The 18,453-nt window shown below is 58.4% G+C and carries 18 protein-coding genes, 1 tRNA gene and 3 pseudogenes; 15 read left to right on the forward strand and 7 right to left on the reverse strand.

Translation table 11 applies throughout. The features are described from left to right. The 8 genes and pseudogenes from N5J71_RS19030 to N5J71_RS19065 all read left to right on the forward strand — a co-directional run. Positions 1-1,255, forward strand: a pseudogene (locus tag N5J71_RS19030) (DUF3387 domain-containing protein); the annotation flags it as partial. Positions 1,256-1,456: 201 nt separating this feature from the next. Continuing rightward, a complete protein-coding gene (locus N5J71_RS19035; RefSeq protein WP_003464185.1) occupies positions 1,457-2,230 on the forward strand; it encodes an ABC transporter ATP-binding protein in 774 nt (257 codons plus the stop codon). A gap of 15 nt (positions 2,231-2,245) precedes the next feature. Next, complete coding sequence (locus N5J71_RS19040) at positions 2,246-2,998, forward strand: ABC transporter substrate-binding protein (RefSeq protein ID WP_074858603.1); 753 nt, start codon at positions 2,246-2,248, stop codon at positions 2,996-2,998. A gap of 54 nt (positions 2,999-3,052) precedes the next feature. Next, a complete protein-coding gene (locus tag N5J71_RS19045) occupies positions 3,053-3,748 on the forward strand; it encodes an ABC transporter permease (protein ID WP_074858605.1) in 696 nt (231 codons plus the stop codon). 77 nt (positions 3,749-3,825) lie between these two features. Then, the gene (locus N5J71_RS19050) at positions 3,826-4,515 is read left to right on the forward strand and encodes an ABC transporter permease (protein WP_279917430.1); all 690 of its coding nucleotides are present in this window, start codon (positions 3,826-3,828) and stop codon (positions 4,513-4,515) included. Between the two features lie 58 nt (positions 4,516-4,573). Continuing rightward, on the forward strand, positions 4,574-5,788 hold the full coding sequence (locus N5J71_RS19055) for a methyltransferase (protein WP_279917427.1): 1,215 nt from the start codon (positions 4,574-4,576) through the stop codon (positions 5,786-5,788). Positions 5,789-6,082: 294 nt separating this feature from the next. Then, positions 6,083-6,158 (forward strand) — tRNA-Thr (locus tag N5J71_RS19060). A 491-nt stretch (positions 6,159-6,649) separates the two neighbouring features. Continuing rightward, positions 6,650-6,955 (forward strand): hypothetical protein, encoded by a 306-nt coding sequence (locus N5J71_RS19065; RefSeq protein ID WP_038664426.1) that lies wholly within the window; start codon positions 6,650-6,652, stop codon positions 6,953-6,955. Here the strand turns inward: N5J71_RS19065 and N5J71_RS19070 are convergent. Then, positions 6,952-7,206, reverse strand: coding sequence for a helix-turn-helix domain-containing protein (locus N5J71_RS19070; protein WP_003464196.1), 255 nt, complete (start codon positions 7,204-7,206; stop codon positions 6,952-6,954). The two genes, N5J71_RS19065 and N5J71_RS19070, sit on opposite strands and share 4 nt — an antisense overlap. Before the next feature lie 96 nt (positions 7,207-7,302). On the opposite strand from N5J71_RS19070, the gene N5J71_RS19075 reads away from it, so the two are divergent. From N5J71_RS19075 to N5J71_RS19100, 6 genes are all read left to right on the forward strand, one after another. Beyond that, on the forward strand, positions 7,303-7,788 hold the full coding sequence (locus N5J71_RS19075; protein WP_003464199.1) for a hypothetical protein: 486 nt from the start codon (positions 7,303-7,305) through the stop codon (positions 7,786-7,788). A gap of 4 nt (positions 7,789-7,792) precedes the next feature. Continuing rightward, on the forward strand, positions 7,793-8,518 hold the full coding sequence (locus N5J71_RS19080) for a phage antirepressor N-terminal domain-containing protein (RefSeq protein WP_003464201.1): 726 nt from the start codon (positions 7,793-7,795) through the stop codon (positions 8,516-8,518). A 69-nt stretch (positions 8,519-8,587) separates the two neighbouring features. Next, positions 8,588-8,917: a DUF6957 family protein gene (locus N5J71_RS19085; RefSeq protein WP_226342867.1), complete on the forward strand. Its 330-nt coding sequence runs from the start codon at positions 8,588-8,590 to the stop codon at positions 8,915-8,917. A 54-nt stretch (positions 8,918-8,971) separates the two neighbouring features. After that, positions 8,972-9,298 (forward strand): hypothetical protein, encoded by a 327-nt coding sequence (locus N5J71_RS19090; RefSeq protein WP_045107818.1) that lies wholly within the window; start codon positions 8,972-8,974, stop codon positions 9,296-9,298. Positions 9,299-9,525: 227 nt separating this feature from the next. Beyond that, complete coding sequence (locus N5J71_RS19095) at positions 9,526-9,774, forward strand: hypothetical protein (RefSeq protein ID WP_125835803.1); 249 nt, start codon at positions 9,526-9,528, stop codon at positions 9,772-9,774. A gap of 404 nt (positions 9,775-10,178) precedes the next feature. Beyond that, complete coding sequence (locus tag N5J71_RS19100) at positions 10,179-10,970, forward strand: site-specific integrase (RefSeq protein WP_230585266.1); 792 nt, start codon at positions 10,179-10,181, stop codon at positions 10,968-10,970. A gap of 407 nt (positions 10,971-11,377) precedes the next feature. Here the strand turns inward: N5J71_RS19100 and N5J71_RS19105 are convergent. Both N5J71_RS19105 and N5J71_RS19110 read right to left on the reverse strand, forming a co-directional pair. Then, a pseudogene (locus tag N5J71_RS19105) lies at positions 11,378-11,533 on the reverse strand (IS21 family transposase); the annotation flags it as partial. 164 nt (positions 11,534-11,697) lie between these two features. Then, positions 11,698-11,856 carry a hypothetical protein gene (locus N5J71_RS19110; protein WP_153529665.1) on the reverse strand — a complete coding sequence of 53 codons (159 nt, stop codon included), beginning with the start codon at positions 11,854-11,856 and terminating at the stop codon, positions 11,698-11,700. Positions 11,857-11,945: 89 nt separating this feature from the next. Between N5J71_RS19110 and N5J71_RS19115 the strand changes: the two genes are divergently transcribed. Further along, positions 11,946-14,027 (forward strand): S9 family peptidase, encoded by a 2,082-nt coding sequence (locus tag N5J71_RS19115; protein ID WP_003464215.1) that lies wholly within the window; start codon positions 11,946-11,948, stop codon positions 14,025-14,027. A 338-nt stretch (positions 14,028-14,365) separates the two neighbouring features. Here the strand turns inward: N5J71_RS19115 and N5J71_RS22575 are convergent. The 4 genes and pseudogenes from N5J71_RS22575 to N5J71_RS19135 form a co-directional block, all read right to left on the reverse strand. Then, positions 14,366-14,767, reverse strand: a pseudogene (locus N5J71_RS22575) (very short patch repair endonuclease); the annotation flags it as partial. Positions 14,768-15,086: 319 nt separating this feature from the next. Next, complete coding sequence (locus tag N5J71_RS19125) at positions 15,087-15,251, reverse strand: hypothetical protein (protein WP_010563435.1); 165 nt, start codon at positions 15,249-15,251, stop codon at positions 15,087-15,089. Next, positions 15,251-16,285: an Lnb N-terminal periplasmic domain-containing protein gene (locus N5J71_RS19130; protein WP_003464218.1), complete on the reverse strand. Its 1,035-nt coding sequence runs from the start codon at positions 16,283-16,285 to the stop codon at positions 15,251-15,253. The genes N5J71_RS19125 and N5J71_RS19130 overlap by 1 nt, the downstream gene beginning before the upstream one ends. After that, positions 16,282-18,204: an esterase/lipase family protein gene (locus tag N5J71_RS19135; protein ID WP_231998077.1), complete on the reverse strand. Its 1,923-nt coding sequence runs from the start codon at positions 18,202-18,204 to the stop codon at positions 16,282-16,284. The genes N5J71_RS19130 and N5J71_RS19135 overlap by 4 nt, the downstream gene beginning before the upstream one ends. Positions 18,205-18,453 lie beyond the last annotated feature (249 nt).

The raw sequence follows: 18,453 nt of genomic DNA on the forward strand, positions 1-18,453 counted from the left end.
GCAAGCAGGTGAAAAAGCGGCTGGAATCACGCTTCAAAGACGCGAAAGACCCGTTGAAGTTGGTAATCGTGCGTGACATGTGGCTGACGGGGTTCGATGCGCCATGCTGCCACACCATGTATATCGACAAGCCGATGAAAGGCCACAACCTGATGCAGGCTATCGCCCGAGTCAATCGGGTGTTCAAGAACAAGCCTGGCGGCCTGGTGGTTGATTACATTGGTATCGCCAACGAGCTGAAGGCCGCTCTGAAAACCTATAGCGATGCTAAAGGTAAAGGTGACCCCACCCACGATTCCCTGCTGAAGCACTGGCTGTGCTGATGGAGAAAATGGATATCGTGCGGGGAATGATGCACGGCCTCGACTACAGCGCCTTTGAAAGCCGTCCACTCGAACTGCTGGTGCCCGTGGCTAACCATATCCTGGGCCTGAAGGACGGCAAGACACGCTTCCTCGACACCATGTTGGCGGTGACTAAAGCCTATTCGTTGTGCGGCACCCTGGATGAAGTCGCGCCACTACGTAAGGAAATTGCCTTCTTCTCTGCCATCAAGACCGCTATCAGCAAGTTCACCTCCGTGGACAAGAAACGCAGCGATGCGGAGAAGAACAGCGCGCTTAAACAGATCCTGGACAACGCCATCATTTCTGACGGTGTGGCCGATATTTTTGCCCTGGCCGGTTTGGACAAGCCAAACATCGGGCTGCTGTCGGACGAGTTCCTCGAGGATGTGCGGCAGATGGAGAGCCGCAACCTGGCTGTGGAGCTGCTGGAGAAGCTTCTGCGTGACGAGATCAAGGCGCGCGCTAGAAATAACGTGGTTCAGGAGAAGAAGTACGGCGACCGTTTGCTGGAGGCGTTGCGCAAGTATCACAACCGTGCCATCGAGACGGCGCAGGTGATCGAAGAATTGATCCAGATGGCCAAGGAGTTCCAGGCTGCCTTGGAACGGGAAGCATCACTGGGTCTTGGGCAGGATGAAATCGCCTTCTACGATGCCTTGGCCAACAACGAAAGCGCGGTGCGTGAGCTTGGCGACGAGACACTCAAGAAAATCGCCATGGAGCTCACCGAGAAGCTGCGCGCCAGTACGACCATCGACTGGCAAGTTCGCGAGAGCGTGAGAGCGAAGCTACGCATTCTGGTACGCCGCTGTTTGCAGCGGTGGAAGTACCCACCAGACCAGCAAGCAGATGCAGTGGAGCTGGTGCTAAAGCAAGCTGAGTCGCTATCGAATGAGTGGTCGATGTAGGCGTGGTCGTGGCACTTTCTTCGTGCCATTATTTCGCCTGCGCGACAAGCAACTGTAACCAGGCGACACCTGCGACCCAGCGACCCTCTATCGCCCGGCAAACGGCTTGGCGGTCACGGAAACGCTATGCTAGCTTGGCCGCCAGCCAGGACGGCCCGCCGTACGCCGGAGCGCATTCGAAGAAGAAGAGGACCCCACCCCATGGCCGAGGCGACGCCCGCGCTGGAAATCCGCAACCTGCACAAACGCTACGGCGATCTCGAAGTGCTCAAGGGTATTTCCCTGACGGCCAAAGACGGCGACGTCATCTCCATTCTCGGCTCTTCCGGCTCCGGCAAGTCCACCTTCCTGCGCTGCATCAATCTGCTGGAAAACCCGCACAAGGGTCAGATTTTCGTCGCTGGCGAGGAGCTCAAGCTCAAGGCCGCGAAGAATGGCGATCTGGTTGCTGCCGACAACAGGCAGATCAACCGCCTGCGCAGCGAGATCGGTTTCGTCTTCCAGAATTTCAACCTGTGGCCGCACATGAGCGTGCTCGACAACATCATCGAGGCGCCGCGTCGCGTACTCGGCCAGAGCAAGGCCGAGGCCATCGAGGTGGCCGAAGCGCTGCTGGCCAAGGTCGGCATCGCCGACAAACGTCACGTCTACCCCAACCAGCTTTCCGGCGGCCAGCAGCAGCGCGCGGCCATTGCCCGCACCCTGGCCATGCAGCCGAAGGTGATCCTGTTCGACGAGCCCACTTCGGCGCTCGACCCGGAGATGGTACAAGAAGTGCTTAATGTGATTCGCGCGCTTGCCGACGAGGGTCGCACCATGCTGCTGGTGACCCATGAAATGGGTTTCGCTCGCCAGGTTTCCAGCGAGGTGGTGTTTCTCCACCAGGGCCTGGTCGAGGAACAGGGGCCACCCGCCCAGGTATTTGACAACCCCAACTCGGCACGCTGTAAACAATTCATGTCCAGCAATCGCTAACACGGAGCAACATGCATGCAGAACTATAAGAAGATCCTGCTGGCCGCAGCCGCTACCCTGGCTTTCGGCACCAGCGCTGTCGCAGCTGACAAACTGAAACTCGGCACCGAAGGCGCCTACCCACCCTTCAACCTGATCGACGCCAGTGGCAAGGTCACCGGCTTCGACGTGGAAATCGGCCAGGCGCTGTGCGCCAAGATGCAGGCCGAGTGCGAAGTGGTCACCTCTGACTGGGATGGCATCATCCCGGCCCTGAACGCCAAGAAATTCGACTTCCTGATCGCTTCGATGTCGATCACCGAGGAGCGCAAGGCGGCGGTGGACTTCACCGAGCCCTACTACACCAACAAACTGCAGTTCATCGCGCCCAAGTCGGCCGATTTCAAGACGGACGAAGCCAGCCTCAAGGGCAAGGTGATCGGCGCCCAGCGCGCGACCATCGCCGGTACCTGGCTGGAAGACAACCTGGGCAAGGTGGTCGACATCAAGCTGTACGACACCCAGGAAAACGCCTACCTCGACCTGGCCTCCGGCCGCCTCGACGGCGTGCTGGCCGACACCTTCGTCAACTGGGAATGGCTCAAGAGCGACGCCGGCAAGGACTTCGAATTCAAGGGCGACCCAGTATTCGACAACGACAAGATCGGTATCGCCGTACGCAAGGGCGATCCGCTGCGCGAGAAGCTGAACGCCGCTCTGCAAGCCATCGTCGAAGACGGCACCTACAAGCAGATCAACGACAAGTACTTCCCGTTCAGCATCTACTGATGACCTGAAGGCACCGCGCCGCCCATTGGGCGGCGCAGTTGCCCGAGCCCTCCGATGATTTTTGACCTCCACGGATTCGGCCCCGCCCTGGCCACCGGCACCCTGATGACCATCAAACTGGCGCTGTCCGCGCTGGCTGTAGGTCTGGTGCTCGGCCTGCTCGGCGCGCTGGCCAAGACTTCGCCGTACAAGCCGCTGCAGTGGCTCGGCGGCAGCTATTCCACCATCGTGCGCGGCGTACCCGAACTGCTCTGGGTGCTGCTGATCTATTTCGGCACGGTTGGCCTGATGCGCAGCCTGGCCGACCTGCTTGGCGTCGAGAGCCTCGAGCTTTCGGCCTTCGCCGCGGGCACCATTGCCCTCGGCCTGTGTTTCGGTGCCTACGCCACCGAAGTGTTCCGCGGCGCCATCCTGGCGATCCCCAAGGGCCACCGCGAAGCCGGCCAGGCACTCGGCATGTCCAAGACACGTATCCTCTGGAAGCTGATTCTGCCGCAGATGTGGCGCATCGCCCTGCCCGGCCTGGGCAACCTGTTCATGATTCTGATGAAGGACACCGCCCTGGTGTCGGTGATTGGCCTGGAAGAGATCATGCGCCGCTCGCAGATCGCCGTGACCGCCAGCAAGGAGCCCTTCACTTTTTATATGGTCGCAGCCTTCATTTATCTGGGCCTGACCGTTCTCGCCATGATCGGCCTGCATTTCCTCGAGAAGCGCGCCAGCCGTGGCTTCGTGCGGAGCGCCTCATGAGAAAGAACGCTGCCATCATCGCCTGGCTCGCAGCAGGCGTGCTCATCGCACTGGCGCTCTGGACGAGCCTCTCCAACCTGAACTGGGCGGTGATCATCAAATGGCTGCCGCGTCTGTCGCAAGGCGCACTGCTGACCCTGGAGCTGGTGGCCATCGCGGTCGTCGCCGGCCTGATCCTCGCCCTGCCGATGGGCATCGCCCGCGCATCCAAGCACTGGTACGTGCGCGCCCTGCCCTATGGCTACATTTTCTTCTTCCGCGGCACGCCGCTGCTGGTGCAGTTGTTCCTGATCTATTACGGCCTGGCCCAGTTCGATGCCGTCCGCCAGGGCCCACTCTGGCCCTACCTGCGCGACCCGTACTGGTGCGCGGTATTGACCATGACGCTGCACACCGCCGCCTATATTGCCGAGATCCTGCGCGGCGCCATTCAGGCCGTGCCACCCGGCGAGATCGAAGCGGCACGGGCGCTGGGCATGTCGCGACCGCAGGCGATGCTTTACATCATCCTGCCACGCGCGGCTCGCATCGGCCTGCCGGCGTACAGCAACGAAGTGATCCTGATGCTCAAGGCCAGCGCCCTTGCCAGCACGGTGACACTGCTGGAACTGACCGGTATGGCTCGGACCATCATCGCTCGCACCTATTTGCCAGTGGAGATCTTCTTCGCCGCTGCAATGTTCTATCTGGCGATAACCTTCGTGCTGGTACAGGCCTTCCGCCTGCTCGAACGCTGGCTACGCGTCGACGCCTGCCAGGGTCGCTAAGCCAACCGGGCAGCCCTCTTGATGTGGGCCGCCCGGCTCAACCAGACGCATACGCACCATGTCCGAGCCCATCCTTACCTCTGGCGATCTGCTCGCTCGCTTCCAGGCCCTGGACAGTTTTCTTCTGCAGCATCAGGCGTTCTGGCGACCTCGGCCGTTTCATCACCTGCAACTGCCTTGGGAAACGGAGCTGGCGGAGCTCGCTACCTGGCTGCGCAGCCGCTCCCTGGAGCAGGCTGAGGCCAGCGACAACAGCCCCTTCACACTCTCTGCACCAGCGCCCTTTCCTGAGCTGGCCCACCGAGCGCAAGCGCTTAGCCAGCTGGGCGAGATTCCAAGCCAGGACAGTCCCCCGCGTGCGCACACCTTCAGCGTCGATGTACCCGGCAGGAAGCTGGCGCAGATCCAGGCCTTTGCCAGCCACCTGCAGTTTCGCCAGCGCCCCGCGCACTGGCTCGACTGGTGTTCCGGCAAGGGCCACCTCGGTCGCTGGCTGACTCAGGATGACCAGCACCTGACCTGCCTGGAGTACGACCCGGCACTGATCGAGTCCGGTAGCGCACTGAGCAAACGCCTGGGACTGGCTGCCGCACACCTACAGCAGGATGTGCTTGCCGATGATTGCGACGAGCGCCTGACGAAAGAACATACCCCGGTGGCTTTGCACGCCTGTGGTGACCTGCACGTCCGCCTGCTGCAACTGGCCAGCCGCAACGGATGCCCGCAACTGGCGGTGGCGCCCTGCTGCTACAACCGCATCGCCGGCCTGCAGTACCAAGCGCTCTCGACTGCCGCACAAGCGTCCGCATTGCGGCTTTCACGCGACGATCTCGGCCTGCCATTGAGCGAGACCGTCACCGCCGGCGCCCGCGTACGCCGACAGCGCAATCAGTCGATGGCTTGGCGCCTGGCTTTCGATCTGCTGCAACGCCAGCTACGCGGCATCGATGAATACCTGCCAACGCCATCGCTGCCCAGCGACTGGTTGAGCAAACCTTTCGCCCGCTTCTGTCATGACCTCGCCGCACTGCGTGAAGTGCCTGCGCCTGGTGAGCAGGACTGGTACGCACTGGAAGCTCGCGGCTGGCAACGCCTGGCCGAAGTGCGCAATCTGGAACTGCTGCGCAACCTGTTCCGCCGGCCACTGGAACTCTGGCTACTGCTCGACCGCGCCCTGTATCTGCAGGAGCAGGGCTACCACGTGAAGCTAGGCACCTTCTGCGATTACCAACTGAGCCCGCGCAACCTGCTGCTACTGGCCGAGCGCGCCTGACTTGCACACAGAAGCTGTGGATAACTCTGTTGATCCTTTCTGGGCAAATGCTGCAAAGCCACTTGGGAATTGCCTCGTAGACATCTGATCAATTTTCGAACAGCCTTCGAAGCCCTAGCAAAAACAATAACTTGCGAAAAATCGTGATCTAATGCACAGAGCCGGTGCGCCACCGTCGCACGCGCCTTCTCTTTGTGCATAAGCAAAAAGCTGCTGATCGCCGAGCCCGGAAAAACCTGGCTCGAAGGTGGCTTTACTCAGGCTGACGAATGGATATAATGGCGCCCCCACAATGCCGGTATAGCTCAGCTGGTAGAGCAACTGACTTGTAATCAGTAGGTCCCGGGTTCGACTCCTGGTGCCGGCACCATACAAATCAAAGGGTTACGTGAAAGCGTAGCCCTTTTTTGTGCCTGAAATTCGGCTTGGGGTAGGATTGGGGTAGGGATTTGCCACCACACCACCACTCGGTTAGAAAAAATCTGCGCCAGTCTTACGACCGCTCATCGGGCTATTTCATCCGCCATCACCGATGACGCCCTCCGCATCACATCCCCCGCCATCAAAATCTAGGCATTACCAGCATCTTGAAGGCTACTCATGGTCAGAGCCTTTTTCGCCGATATCCCGTAAAGTGCCACCTTGCAGGGCCTCTGCGGGCAGCATAGGGTGATTGGGCGGGTCGACAGACCTGGCTTCAGGAACACAGCGCCAGAGGATTCTTGTGTCATGGTGGCTGCATGCGGGGCGCTTCGGCGCGCCGAGTTCCTAGAGTCTCGGTCTTCCACACCCGCATGCAGCCGCCACCCTTCGTGTGGAAGCGAAAGGTGGTGGCCTCTCTAAAACTCTAGAGGTCACCCTATGCCGCAGACCAACATCCCTTCGGGCACCACCGACTCAGTGCCCCAAGCCCTCGACGCGTTTAATGGCCTGTTCACTGTTCGCACTGACGTCACCTCCGGCCAACTGCATGATGAAGCCCAGCTTCGCCAAAACGCCGCAGTCGGCATGCTCCACGCACTCTCCAGTGCAAGTGACTTGAACACCTTGGAAAACCATTTGCTTCTGGACTGCATCATGGCACTACGGCTGCTGTGCTCCGATGCGGCTGCGCTGTACGCGGCAGCATGCGAACGCAGCAAAGCAGAAAATCTGCTCCAGCCTTAAGCGTCCTTACGCGCTAACTCGGTCTCGAAGCGCTGCACGAATTCGACGAGGCCGATGTTCAGCGCGTGGCAGATATCCCGCAGTTGGACGAGATCAATCCGGCGCAAGCCGCGCTCGATATCGCTAGCAAACGACTGTGGGCGCTCCAGCGCTTGGGCGAATTGCGCCTGGGTCAAACCAGCTTCCACTCGACACTGCTTTAGCAGTCTGAGCAGCACCAGGTTCTCATCCCGATACACCGACTTTTCCAACGGGTACACCTCACGCTTGACAATCCGGCAAGGGTATATCTAATCTACAGATATCTGATTTACAGATTATCTGGATAAAGGTTCACGGAGCCATTCATGGATACCCTCACCAAGACACCATCGAGCAATTCGGAAATCCTGTTTTTGATCGACAAGAAAACACAGCAAACCAAGATCGAACTTGGCTCACTGCTCTGCGCGTTCAGCGCACCCACCACCCTGGCTAAAGCTGCAGCTTCGATCTGGGAAAACGAGCTCTTAATTAAAGAGGATCCCGACTCAGGATCACCGCTGTACTACTTACCAATGCAGCTATCTGCTGACTTCATCGATCTGATTCTTGACCAGTTGGATTCAGATAGCAGAACAGATGCCGTGCAATTCCGAGATGCTTGCCGAACCATTGAAGCTAGCGCCAACAAGATTTCCAGGCTGCAACAGACCAAACCCCACGTCTACGAGACATGGCTGAAGTGGATGGACTCTGATGAAGCCACGCAAACAATGCACAAGATCCTCAGCAGACAGCATCAACACCCACCGGCCACTTCCCCCAACCATGCAGCTCCGGGAGGACAGTAATCCGATGCGCGCCACCAAAATCAAAATCCAGGGACTGTCGATTCCAAGTCTGATCAGCAGCGACAATGAGCGTTACTGGCCGATACGCCCCATTTGCGAAGCTATGGGTCTTAACTGGCATGCTCAAGCCGCCAAACTGCAGCCCCCTCGCTACAGCCCGACCGAGCATGACGTTGCCCTGCCTGGGGAACCACTGCTGAAACGAATGCTGTGCCTGCCGCAGTCGGAATTCGAGTTCTGGCTGAAAAGCCTTAGCTCGCGCAAGGTTTCCCCCGGCGCCCGCATGCGACTCGATCAGTTGCGCGCACATTTCTTTGGTGAGCCCACACCGCTGGCAGGGCCGACACCGCCAACTGCAACGGCAGCACCTGCGGTGCTGAAGCGGATTCTGAACTGGCGAGCGCAACAGGCTGAGCCAGGAAACCGCAAAGCCGTGCTCAAAGAGCTCTCCGACCAATTCAGTGCGAAAAACGGTTTTGAAATTGCTGAAGCGCAGGAGCACCAGTTGCGTGGAGCCGTCGCTTCGCTCAGCACGATCATTTATCAGCATGACCGCTCGAAATCGCCAAGCCAGATGCCTGTTTCACAACGGGTCGACGCGATCATCAAATCCATCGTGGATGCCCGCCCTCAGCGCATTCATCTGCTCGACTCGGACTTTGCGGCCCTGTTGTGCAGCATTGAGCTTGAGGAGCACCACCATAGCAGCGCTCAGCACGAACAGCCTTAGACCATGGCCACACTTAGGGAAATGGCGGACTTGCTGTATTCAGCAGGCGAGCCGATGAGCGGCAGTGGCATGAACGACACTGAGGCCATGGCCTATGCACGGCAGCATTTTGTTTATGGCGGCTATTGCTTGGTGCGGAACTGGCGGTGGCTTGATCTGGATGTCACTGAAAGCCAGCGCCTACAACTGGCAAAGACCCGACGACAACCTGCTCTGGTCTATGCACACACGGTTATCTTCGACAGTGAAAGACGGTGGGATGTCGGAGACTTCGTCCGAACGTCGCTTCTGCACCATCACGAGGAGTTCCATTTCAGAACGCTCAATACAGCCTACTTGCTTCTAGGACCAGGCACGCGCATCCAGGTCAGCGCAGACGCCGTTGCGAGCATTTTCTGATCGAGCCAACACATTTACTGATCTGTCGACATAGCCATGTATACACACCCAGTCTTGCAGAAGCTGCTGGAGCAGGTCGAAGACCTTCCTTTCAGCAGACCCGTCACCGGATACCTGACTGATGCCTATATTCGCGGATCAAGCGGCTACGGGATCACTTACCGGCATGTGAGAGCTGATCGTTTCAGTGACGGTGCCTACATTCATACATCAGCCATCGTTCAGGCTGAGCGAGAGGGGCCGTTTTGGGTGCTGCACACGCTAAGTGGCAGCTTCTACGTAATCCTCAGCTTCAACATTTTAAAAGGTGCGCAATCGCTGGATGACTATCTGCATCGAATGCTAACTATGGAGTATCCAGAGCCATGGCAGCTGCACTAGCAGTGCGATGGGATAGCCGATGCGACATGACCTGCGTATCGCAGGAGGCACTGCGACACTCAGTGAGTGTCGCGGAACCCCTATGCGACACACGTGGACTGTCGCACAGATACGCTGCGACACGCTGGCCATGTCGCAACGATACACCGTGTATGTCGCACCATGACTTTGCGACACTCGGGGTCGTGCCGCTAGCGGCAGTTTGAGTGCCCAATACGGCGCTGAAAGTGGCCCAAACCGACACCGAGCTGGCCAGTTATGGCGCTCAGCGTGCCAAAACTGGCACTCCTTTTTTTGGTTATATTATCGCTACAACCCTTGAAAACACTGACTTCGGCGACTTTTTTCATAACCAAATCGCCACTGCGTGGCTAGCATTTTTGAATGCCCCATTTCGACACGCCAGCCACGCACCGCTTCGCGCTACCCCGGCTCGTCCTTTCAGCGCCATGGCGCTGGCTGCTCTTCGATTTTGATGACAAAACGCTTGCGCGCGCTTTTGCTCACGGCGCACGCTGAATTTAGATGAAGCGGGTCGCGTGAGTGAGAGCGCGCAACCCTTACTCGCGCCGCGAGTAAGGGGGCGTTGAGGCAGTTCGGACGTAACGAGAAAAACGGAGCGGCTGCGGAGTGTTTCAGTGGAGTTCGAGCTGACACAACGCCGTTCGCGAAGCGGCTTAGCTTTGTCATCAAAACAACAAGAAGAGAGATGACAGCGATGCAACCTACGACCTTGCAGCGGTACCAAACCCGGGCACAAAACTTTTATCGGTCTCACTGCGGTGAGGACGATCCATCTTCGGCGCAGATCTGCGCAGCTTTGCTTGCCTGTGCACCGGACTATCGACCGAATGCGTTCAGCACCCTCAAGAACACCCTAATGAATGACCAGCTTGCCCGGCGAAACATCGAGGCAGCAAACACCATCAGAGCGCTGGTCAACCCGGTCACGGCACCAGGCAGTCAGATAGTGAAAAAGCCCAAGCCGGGGCAGATTCGGAAAGTCCCCTTCGAAGACTTTAAATTGCTGCACCAGCACCTGCGCGCAGGCGGCAATCTCGACGAAGCCGCATCACTGGTGCTCGCTTATTGCCTCGGTGTACGCCCATGCGAGATGCGCACGATCACTATCTCCGGCAACCACGTGCACATCATTGGAGGCAAGAAATCGGCTGAACTGCACCGTGGCGCTGACCGCACCTTGGTAATCGACAAACCAAGAACGCTGAAGTTGGTGGAATGGGCCGCGCAGTGGATGGCCGGGTGCCCACGCACTAATACCGCCATCAGAGACTGCCTGCGCAAGGAGTGCCGACGCCTCTGGCCCAAGAGGAAAAAGCAGCCAACGCTGAAAAGCTTCCGGCACCAGATGGGATCAATTCTGAAAGCATCCGGAGAAAGCCCAGAAAGCATGGCTTACATCATGGGGCACCAGTCCATCTCGTCGATCAGCGTGTACGGTGATGGCCGACTGGGCGCAGGCATGAAATCACATGTACGCCCCGCAGAGAGCGCCGTCTTGGCGAGCATTCGCCAGCCGCAGAAGCCACCTCGATATGGTCAGGGGCGCATTCTGGGAGCAATCGAATTTCCCGCCGCAACCCGGGGCCATTGGTATACGGAGATGAAGCAACGGCAAGCAGGCAAGATCCTACCTGCTCCGCAGTCGTAGCCACGTGACTGCTGTGAGTGGCCCCTAGTCGCAGGGATCTATAGCTCGCATGAAAAATCTCCAGACATGCTCGGGGCTATTGAATGAGCTATTGCGGCCAAGCACTCTGGGGCCGGGGAAGTATGGCTGTGGCACCTTGTGACCACCACCGTGGATGGGCACCAGCTCCACACTTGCCGTCCTAGCCTCCTGCCACTGGAATAGCTCAGGCTAGGGCTCGCTCGCATCACCTGGAAGCCGGAATACGCTGGACTAGTGCAGGCTGTGTATATCCAGCAAGTCGAGCAAAGTAGCTCTCGCTCACCTGCGCTGAAATCACCTAGCCTCGCTCGCTCATCCCCCAGAAGCCAACGTCTCCGCCCTCTACGGAATTGATAGGATCATCTGTGCCGTTGACCAGTATCACCAGCAATGCCTTGCTGACCGCGCCAGGCGCGGATGAACGCAGTGAGTAGGCTGCTCCCCACGTACCCTTCAGGCTTGATCTGCGCTAACAGCACTTTGGCGGCACGCCGTTGCGATTTGGGGTGCAGCGCATCAGCTTTTAATGCCTGGCGACATGTCAATTTACGGTGTGGGCGCTTGAGGTTCTGACACGTTATTCCGGGGGTTCTGACCCACTCGCGCTGATGGTTCTGTCCCTCCATTCCAGTGATTGTGAGCCACTTTGCTGGTGATTCTGACCCATCCCTCAAGCACTAAACTGTCTGCTCTCACGTCCTGTAGGTCACCGCAATTGATTGAGGAAGGCAGCAAAAATGTCTATGCCGATCTCGGTTGCACCGATGCTGACGTAATGCAGCGCAAGGCCAGTAAACGTTCGGCCAAGCCACCTTCCGAACTCCTGCATTAAGTCCTCGTTTTTTAAGCGGACGGCATCGCTCATCGATAGCGGTGATCACCCAGGTTGCAGGTGATGGTAGGCTTTACGCCAGCGGCTCTTTCACCAGCGAGCCATGAAGCCAGGAGTGCTCAATGGCCCACGTCTGGATAACATCCAAGCTTGCCAGCTTGGCCATATGCATAGCAGGGTTGATGTCGACTTCTCACCTAGTGGCTTCAACACAAGCCACAGAAAAACGGATATTCAAAACCGAAGATATCGCCAGGGTAAAAGAACTCGGCGAGCTGGCCATTTCTCCCGACGGGACAACACTAATTTTCCAAGTAACCGAACTGAACGGTGATGGCGATCAGCGGGAGGGCGCGCTCTGGAAGATGAGTCTGAAGGAACGACGCGCTTCGAAACTTTTCCCTGATCAGCATGATGACAGCATGCCTGCCTGGTCGCCTGATGGTTCGAAGCTGGCGTTCCTTCGAGCCGATGAGGGAGCGACGCAGCTTCATGTCCTGGATTTGACACGAGGCCTGGTCTGTTCACTGACCGATCTGGAGAACGGCGTTAACGACTATCGATGGTCACCTGATGGTCAAAACATTGCCTTCACCTCGGCTGTAGCCATCGCTCAGGCGCCCGTGCCGCCGCCTGGGGTCAGGATAATCACACGGGCCGATTTCCGATCTGAAGAAGTAGGGGGCGGTACTGCCTCTTTGCCCCAAATTTGGGTGGTGGCGGTCGACTCTCACTGTGGCACGCAGACCCCAAGACAGCTGACGCAGGCGTCTGTAGCAGCCACGTTGGCATTCTGGTCTGTCGATAGCCGCTCTATCCTGTTCACCACGAACGATACGATGGAAGCCTATTACGGCGCAGGCACGTCTACTTTGCGCAGTGTTGCCCTAATTGATGGCCAGCAGAGCGTGGTTAGGCCTTTCAAGGTGCCGGGAACCAGCACAGACATGGAAGCGGCTCCGCAGCTTTACCTCAGCCCCAACGGTTCGAAGGTCGCCTTTTCAATGGGCAATCCAGAAGCCCCGTCGGACTTCGCCCAAGATGATGTTTTCGTGATGGATATGGTTACTGGCGAAACTACCAACATAACCGTGGGCTATGACCGTGAGGTGGGCGGTGATGGATTGATGTGGCGGGATGATCGCCGACTGATCAGTATCAAAAGCGACGCGGGCAACGCCAATCTGATCGAGTTGGACATCCTGACCCAGAAGGTTCGGCCACTATGGATTGGCCGCCACGTGGTACAGAGTTTTCATCTAGCTCAGGAAAGCAATCGGCTGATTGCTGTCGCCTCTAGCTTCGTAAGCCCGCCTGAGCTTTATGAGGTTGCTGATGGTACCGGCATGCAGATATCCGAGATCAATCGGCATATTCGAGATGAATTGCTGCTCACTGCCCCTGAAGAAATCACATACGAAGGCCCAGGCGGCGAAACAATTCATGGCTACTTGCATCAGCCACCGATGCTCACTGCCTCGCAGAGGTATCCCCTGATCGTATGGGCGCACGGCGGGCCATATAGCTGGTGGAGCAGCGCTTTTGACGGAGATATCCAGGCCATGGCTGCTGCTGGCTATTTCGTCTTGTATGTGAACCCGCGAGGCAGCATGTCATACGGCCAAGTTTTTGCCGGCAGCCTCGCCGGAGAATGGCCAGGGCCTGAGTATGATGACACGATGGCGGGCGTGGATTACGTGCTTGCCCACCATGAGATCGATGCAGAAAAAATCGGCATCGCAGGTGGTTCAGCAGGCGCGATCCTGACGGACTGGGCCATAACCCACACGAACCGATTCGGCGCTGCCGTTTCGATCAGTAGCGTTGCGGATAATTCGCTCTATTGGTTCTTGGGCGATCAGCCTGACATGGCAGACCCCGATAAATATCCCTGGCTGGATGAAAAGGATAAGGCTCGGTCGCCGATAACTCATGGGCTCGACGTCTCGACGCCTACGCTTTTCATGAGTGGAACCAGAGACTATCGAACGCCTTCATCCGTAGGCAGCGAGTTGATGTTCAAGTTGCTTAAGCACCTGAGAGTGCCCACTGCACTGATTCAATTCGAGGGTGCGGGGCACGTTATTAGAGGAAGTAATGACGCGCGCCACCGTGGTCTCAGCATTCACTACCTGCTGCGCTGGATGGATCTGCACCTGAAAGGAAGAGCCGCCCCGGAGTTTCAGGTACGCCCCGCAGGCTAGCGCGCCATCTGGTGCGTTGAGAGTTCGATTGGCTCAGTGCGAGGGCGCAATCGCTGGAGCTGGGTGTCAGCATCACTGGAATACACACATAAGCCTGGGCTTACGATTCTTTAGGCGGTGTGGTCTTTCTCGATGGTGTGCCCGCTGGGCTCTGGCTCCCATATCGGGACGTGGATCAAGTCGCGCTGCACCCCAAAAACGGAAATCGGTTGATCTAGCTTGACCTGGTGAATGTGGGCCGGGCTCTGGCTATGCGGTGTGGATGACGTCACCACGCCGCGATATGGAGCAAGTTCCGTCGAGAGGTCAGGCCAAGAGACCGTTTTTTGATTAGAATTACGGATTGCATCCAAGACCCAGATTATCTCGGCATCAGGTGCACGTATCCCACATTCCCACAGCTGTATCACCCGCCACCCCGATGCCAGTAACACAGCCTTGTTCCTGGTATCTCGGGCGACGTTCTGGTCAAATTTTCTCTGCCAGAAGTCCAACCGGGTCTTGGGGCTAGTAGCGTAGCGACATCCGGGGTGTCTGTGCCAAAAGCAACCGTGAACAAAAATGCAGACACGATAGCGAGAAAGCACCAAATCAGGCTTTCCAGGAAGATCCTTCTGGTGCAGGCGATACCTGAAACCATGCCGATGCAGCAGGCGTCGGACCTTCATTTCTGGTGACGTGTTGCTGCCCCGAATGCCCGCCATCATGCGAGACCTGACTTCCTTACTGACTATGTCCATGACTCAAGGCCAAAAGAATCTTTTCGATAGTACGCCCACAGACCCTACAGGTGAGCTCGACCACGCCATTCAGGTGGTGGACCTCTTCGCGGGGCCGGGTGGCCTGGGTGAGGGATTCACTTCATTCGGGGACGGTAGACGGTTCGACATAGTTGTGGCAACCCAAGCGACATCACCCATTGGTAAAGTCATCAGGCTACTTTATCGAAATTCAAAACTAGCTCACCAATACCCCATCGAGAGCCTCCGCCCCGACTTAAGCTCACGGAACGGGCGCTCTGCTGCAAAAACTAACAAACAACGAGTGCAGGATGGTTCATTACCTCAGCTCAATGTAGATTTTGTAACCAATGGTAGCCAACATCACCACTATCCCTGTGGCCATCACCAGCACACCACTGTCCCGTTCCCGCCGGCTGTAGCCGACCATCAGGAGCAGGAATCCCAGGCCGATCAGGCCAATCATCACTTCAAGTTCTCGCATCAGTCTCTGCCTTCATCATTGTGGCTGGTATCGGTGGGAGACACCCAGCCGGGCACTCCGCGCCGGATCTGCCTGGAAAAATCGCTCGCATCGTTGGCCATCCGTGCCCGTTCGGTAAAGCGCCCGTGCTGACGCAACGTATCGAGGCTGTAGCCACCCTGCAGGCCACCGACCGACATGACATAGGCCGGCAGGTAGCCTGTCAGCAGCAAACGGTAATCGACCGGCAGTCCGCCAATGATCGTCTGCAGCATGTCGAAAACGATGGTGGTGCAGTTGGCCGTAATGGTGTTGTAGAAACGCGGCTGATCGACCAGGGCGTTGGCCTGCTGCACATAGGAGAGCAGCAACGCACGCATCGCCTCGTCGGGCATAGCAATACGATAGAGATAGCTGTCTTCGCCGCGCACGTTGGTGCGCACGCGCAAGGCATCACGCTCGTCAGTGGCGACGATGCTCAACTCGAACTGCTTGAAGAAACCACCAATCTCCGAATAGGCCTCGCCTTGCTCCTTGCGCACCTCAACGGTGAACGTCAGAAAACGCCCATCCGTGAAGCCGAAAGAAACCAGAACATGGGCGATGGCCGGCATGCCCCAATAGGAGGTGATCAGGTCGACCGAGGCGAGCTGGTCGAGATCGTAGCGACGTGTTTCCCAGGCAACGTCATAGTCATCATCGCTGCGCCAGTTGAAGTTGCGCACATTGTGCAGGATGAGCTGATTGCCCACGAGCTCGCCCTGGGTCATCTGCGCGACATCACCAGCCCAGATACGCTGGTTTGACGGTTCCAGGCTTGTCCACCAGACCAGCAACGCGGCGAAGACAAGCACCTGACCGACAAGCGCCAGTATGGGACGCCCGCGCCACAGCAGAACCTGCAGAATGCAGCCAAGCAGGCACCAGCCCGCAATCAGCACCCAGGTTGCCAGCCCTCCAGTCTGGTAGAACAGCGCCAGCACGCCCCAGGCCATGATCAGAAAAAACGACAGCGCGAGGACACTGCGCAGGAGAAGACCCAACAGCCCGTTCATGGCGCTCGTACCGTAGCCACCTTGGGGCTGGCCAGGCCGGTGAGGTGTTCATGCAGCACGCGGCGAATTTCGATGATCGCCTGCGGTGTTTCCTGCACGCTGTGCCACGATGGCACGACCAGCTCCGAGTCGGCGCCAGCCAGGTGCGAGCTGGCGTACGGCACCACGCCGTCACTGGACAGCAGGACCTCGAGGTCTGGCGTGTAGTTGCCGATGATCGAGTGATAGTGCACTCGTGGCGAAATGGGCAGGTCGGCTGCGGCCTTGACGAAGGGGTCCTGGTTGCTCAGGTTGTCGATGCTGTTGAGGGGGCGCACCAACGCGACCGGTGCCGCCGCATTGGGGTCAACCAGCACTTGGGCAACCTCCTTGAAACGGTTCAACATCGACACCGGCATCTTCACCAGCCCTGCGGCCCAGCGCGACACGCGATTTTCGGCAAACGGGGTACCCCGGTGTGGCGCCGCAGCGAATACGGCCCGGCTCACCTGAGGCAATGGCTCGAAATACAGGTAGGGCCCGAGCTTCGCCCGGGCTTTTTCCAGGCGCGCGCCTTGCATCCCGTAACTTCCCAGCATGGCATCCCACAACTGGTCACCCGATGAGGACAGCATCAGCCGTGACAACACGCCCCCCATGCTGTGCCCGACCAGCACCATATCGTGGCTGGCCTTGGCCGTGCCTTGCGGATCGAAATTCGCCAAGGTCTGCTCGATGGCCTCGCGGATGGCCTGATTGTTGACGGCCAGCGGCAGGTTGGTCGGGTAGTAGACCTGCCAGATCTGGTAATTGCGGCGCAGTTCCTCGTCGCCCAGCACTTCATTGGCCACGTTGATCCAGGCCTCCGGGCTGCTGGCCAGGCCATGCAGCATGACCACGATGCGCCGGTCGGGATCGAACGGCTGCAGCAGGTAGACATGGGGGCGTTCCAACACTTCGCCGCGTCCGACCAGAGTCAGCAGGGACTGCCGGGCAAACCCGGAACGCGCCAGCCACAGGCCATAGCCCGACGTGAAGTTGGCCGCCAGGGGCGCCTGCACACCTGCCATGTCCACCGAATCCTGCCGGTAGGGGTCATAACCGATCACTTCCACCTGATAGGTGGACAACACCTGCTCCAGGGTCTCCCCGGGAAAGCGCGCCACGGCAGTAATCGCCGGGAAGGGGGTTTCGCTCCAGGGTATTTCATCGCTCCCCTTGCTCACCACGCGCTTGGCCGTCACCGCTACCAACTCGGCACCCAGTCCATCCCGACGGTACTGGTTGCGCAACCCGCCAAAGGACAGGGACGCAGCCGGAATCAGCTCCTTCGGCAACAGGCGGTCATCGGCCAGCCTCACATCGGTCATGCGCCCGCCGATCGTCCAGCGCCCGGTCTTGAGGCGGAAATTACCCTGAGTGTCCTCGGGTGATGGTGGCCGTCCACGGTAGCGATCGAAGACCTCGACGAGCGCCTGCTGCACCGAAAAGTTGTAGTAGTCGCGCACCTGCGTCTGCCGGTCTTCCAGGGCGCGCTGGCTCGGTGTGCGGGTGGTCAGGAAGAGGTAGGCGTAGGCATACCGGGCACTCTCCAGGTAGGCATCGGTGCGGGCCTCCGCCGCCATCACCTTGCCGCCGTCCTGGGCTTCCTTCAGCCACAGCTCGGCCAGCGTGGAAAGCCGCTGTTCGTCACGCAACCCCGTTGTGCTGTCCAGCGCCTCGCGGCAGGCCGGCAGGTCAGCAAGGCAGCGCTTCTCATCACTGCCCACGACCTGCAGGGCAGCAACCGCCGAAGCACTGAGGTTGCCGGTGGTCAACACATCACCGCGGCGCTGGGCCAGGTAATCATTGTTGCTGACCGCCGTGACCTTGACCCCTGCACACCCGGCCAGCACTAGAACCAGCAGGACTGACGGAAAGCAACGCAGTGAACGACTCACAGTGAACGAAGTGGTGGTATAAGTTGAAGAGCTCACAATCGGTAGATACCCATTACGTCGGAAATGGCGCGGATCATCACGATCCGCATATGGTTCAGACGCCATCTCGACTGATACAGCGCGAAGTGATTCTGCTGGCGGTAGATGCCAGCCCCAAGTAAGTATCTGCGAATATCTTACGGCCTTATATCCGAAAAACTAAAACAACCAATTATCCCCGCATTAACAATATATCTACACCGGGAGAGG

This window comes from Ectopseudomonas oleovorans, from assembly GCF_029845265.1.
GTDB classification, from domain to species: Bacteria; Pseudomonadota; Gammaproteobacteria; order Pseudomonadales; family Pseudomonadaceae; genus Aquipseudomonas; species Aquipseudomonas oleovorans.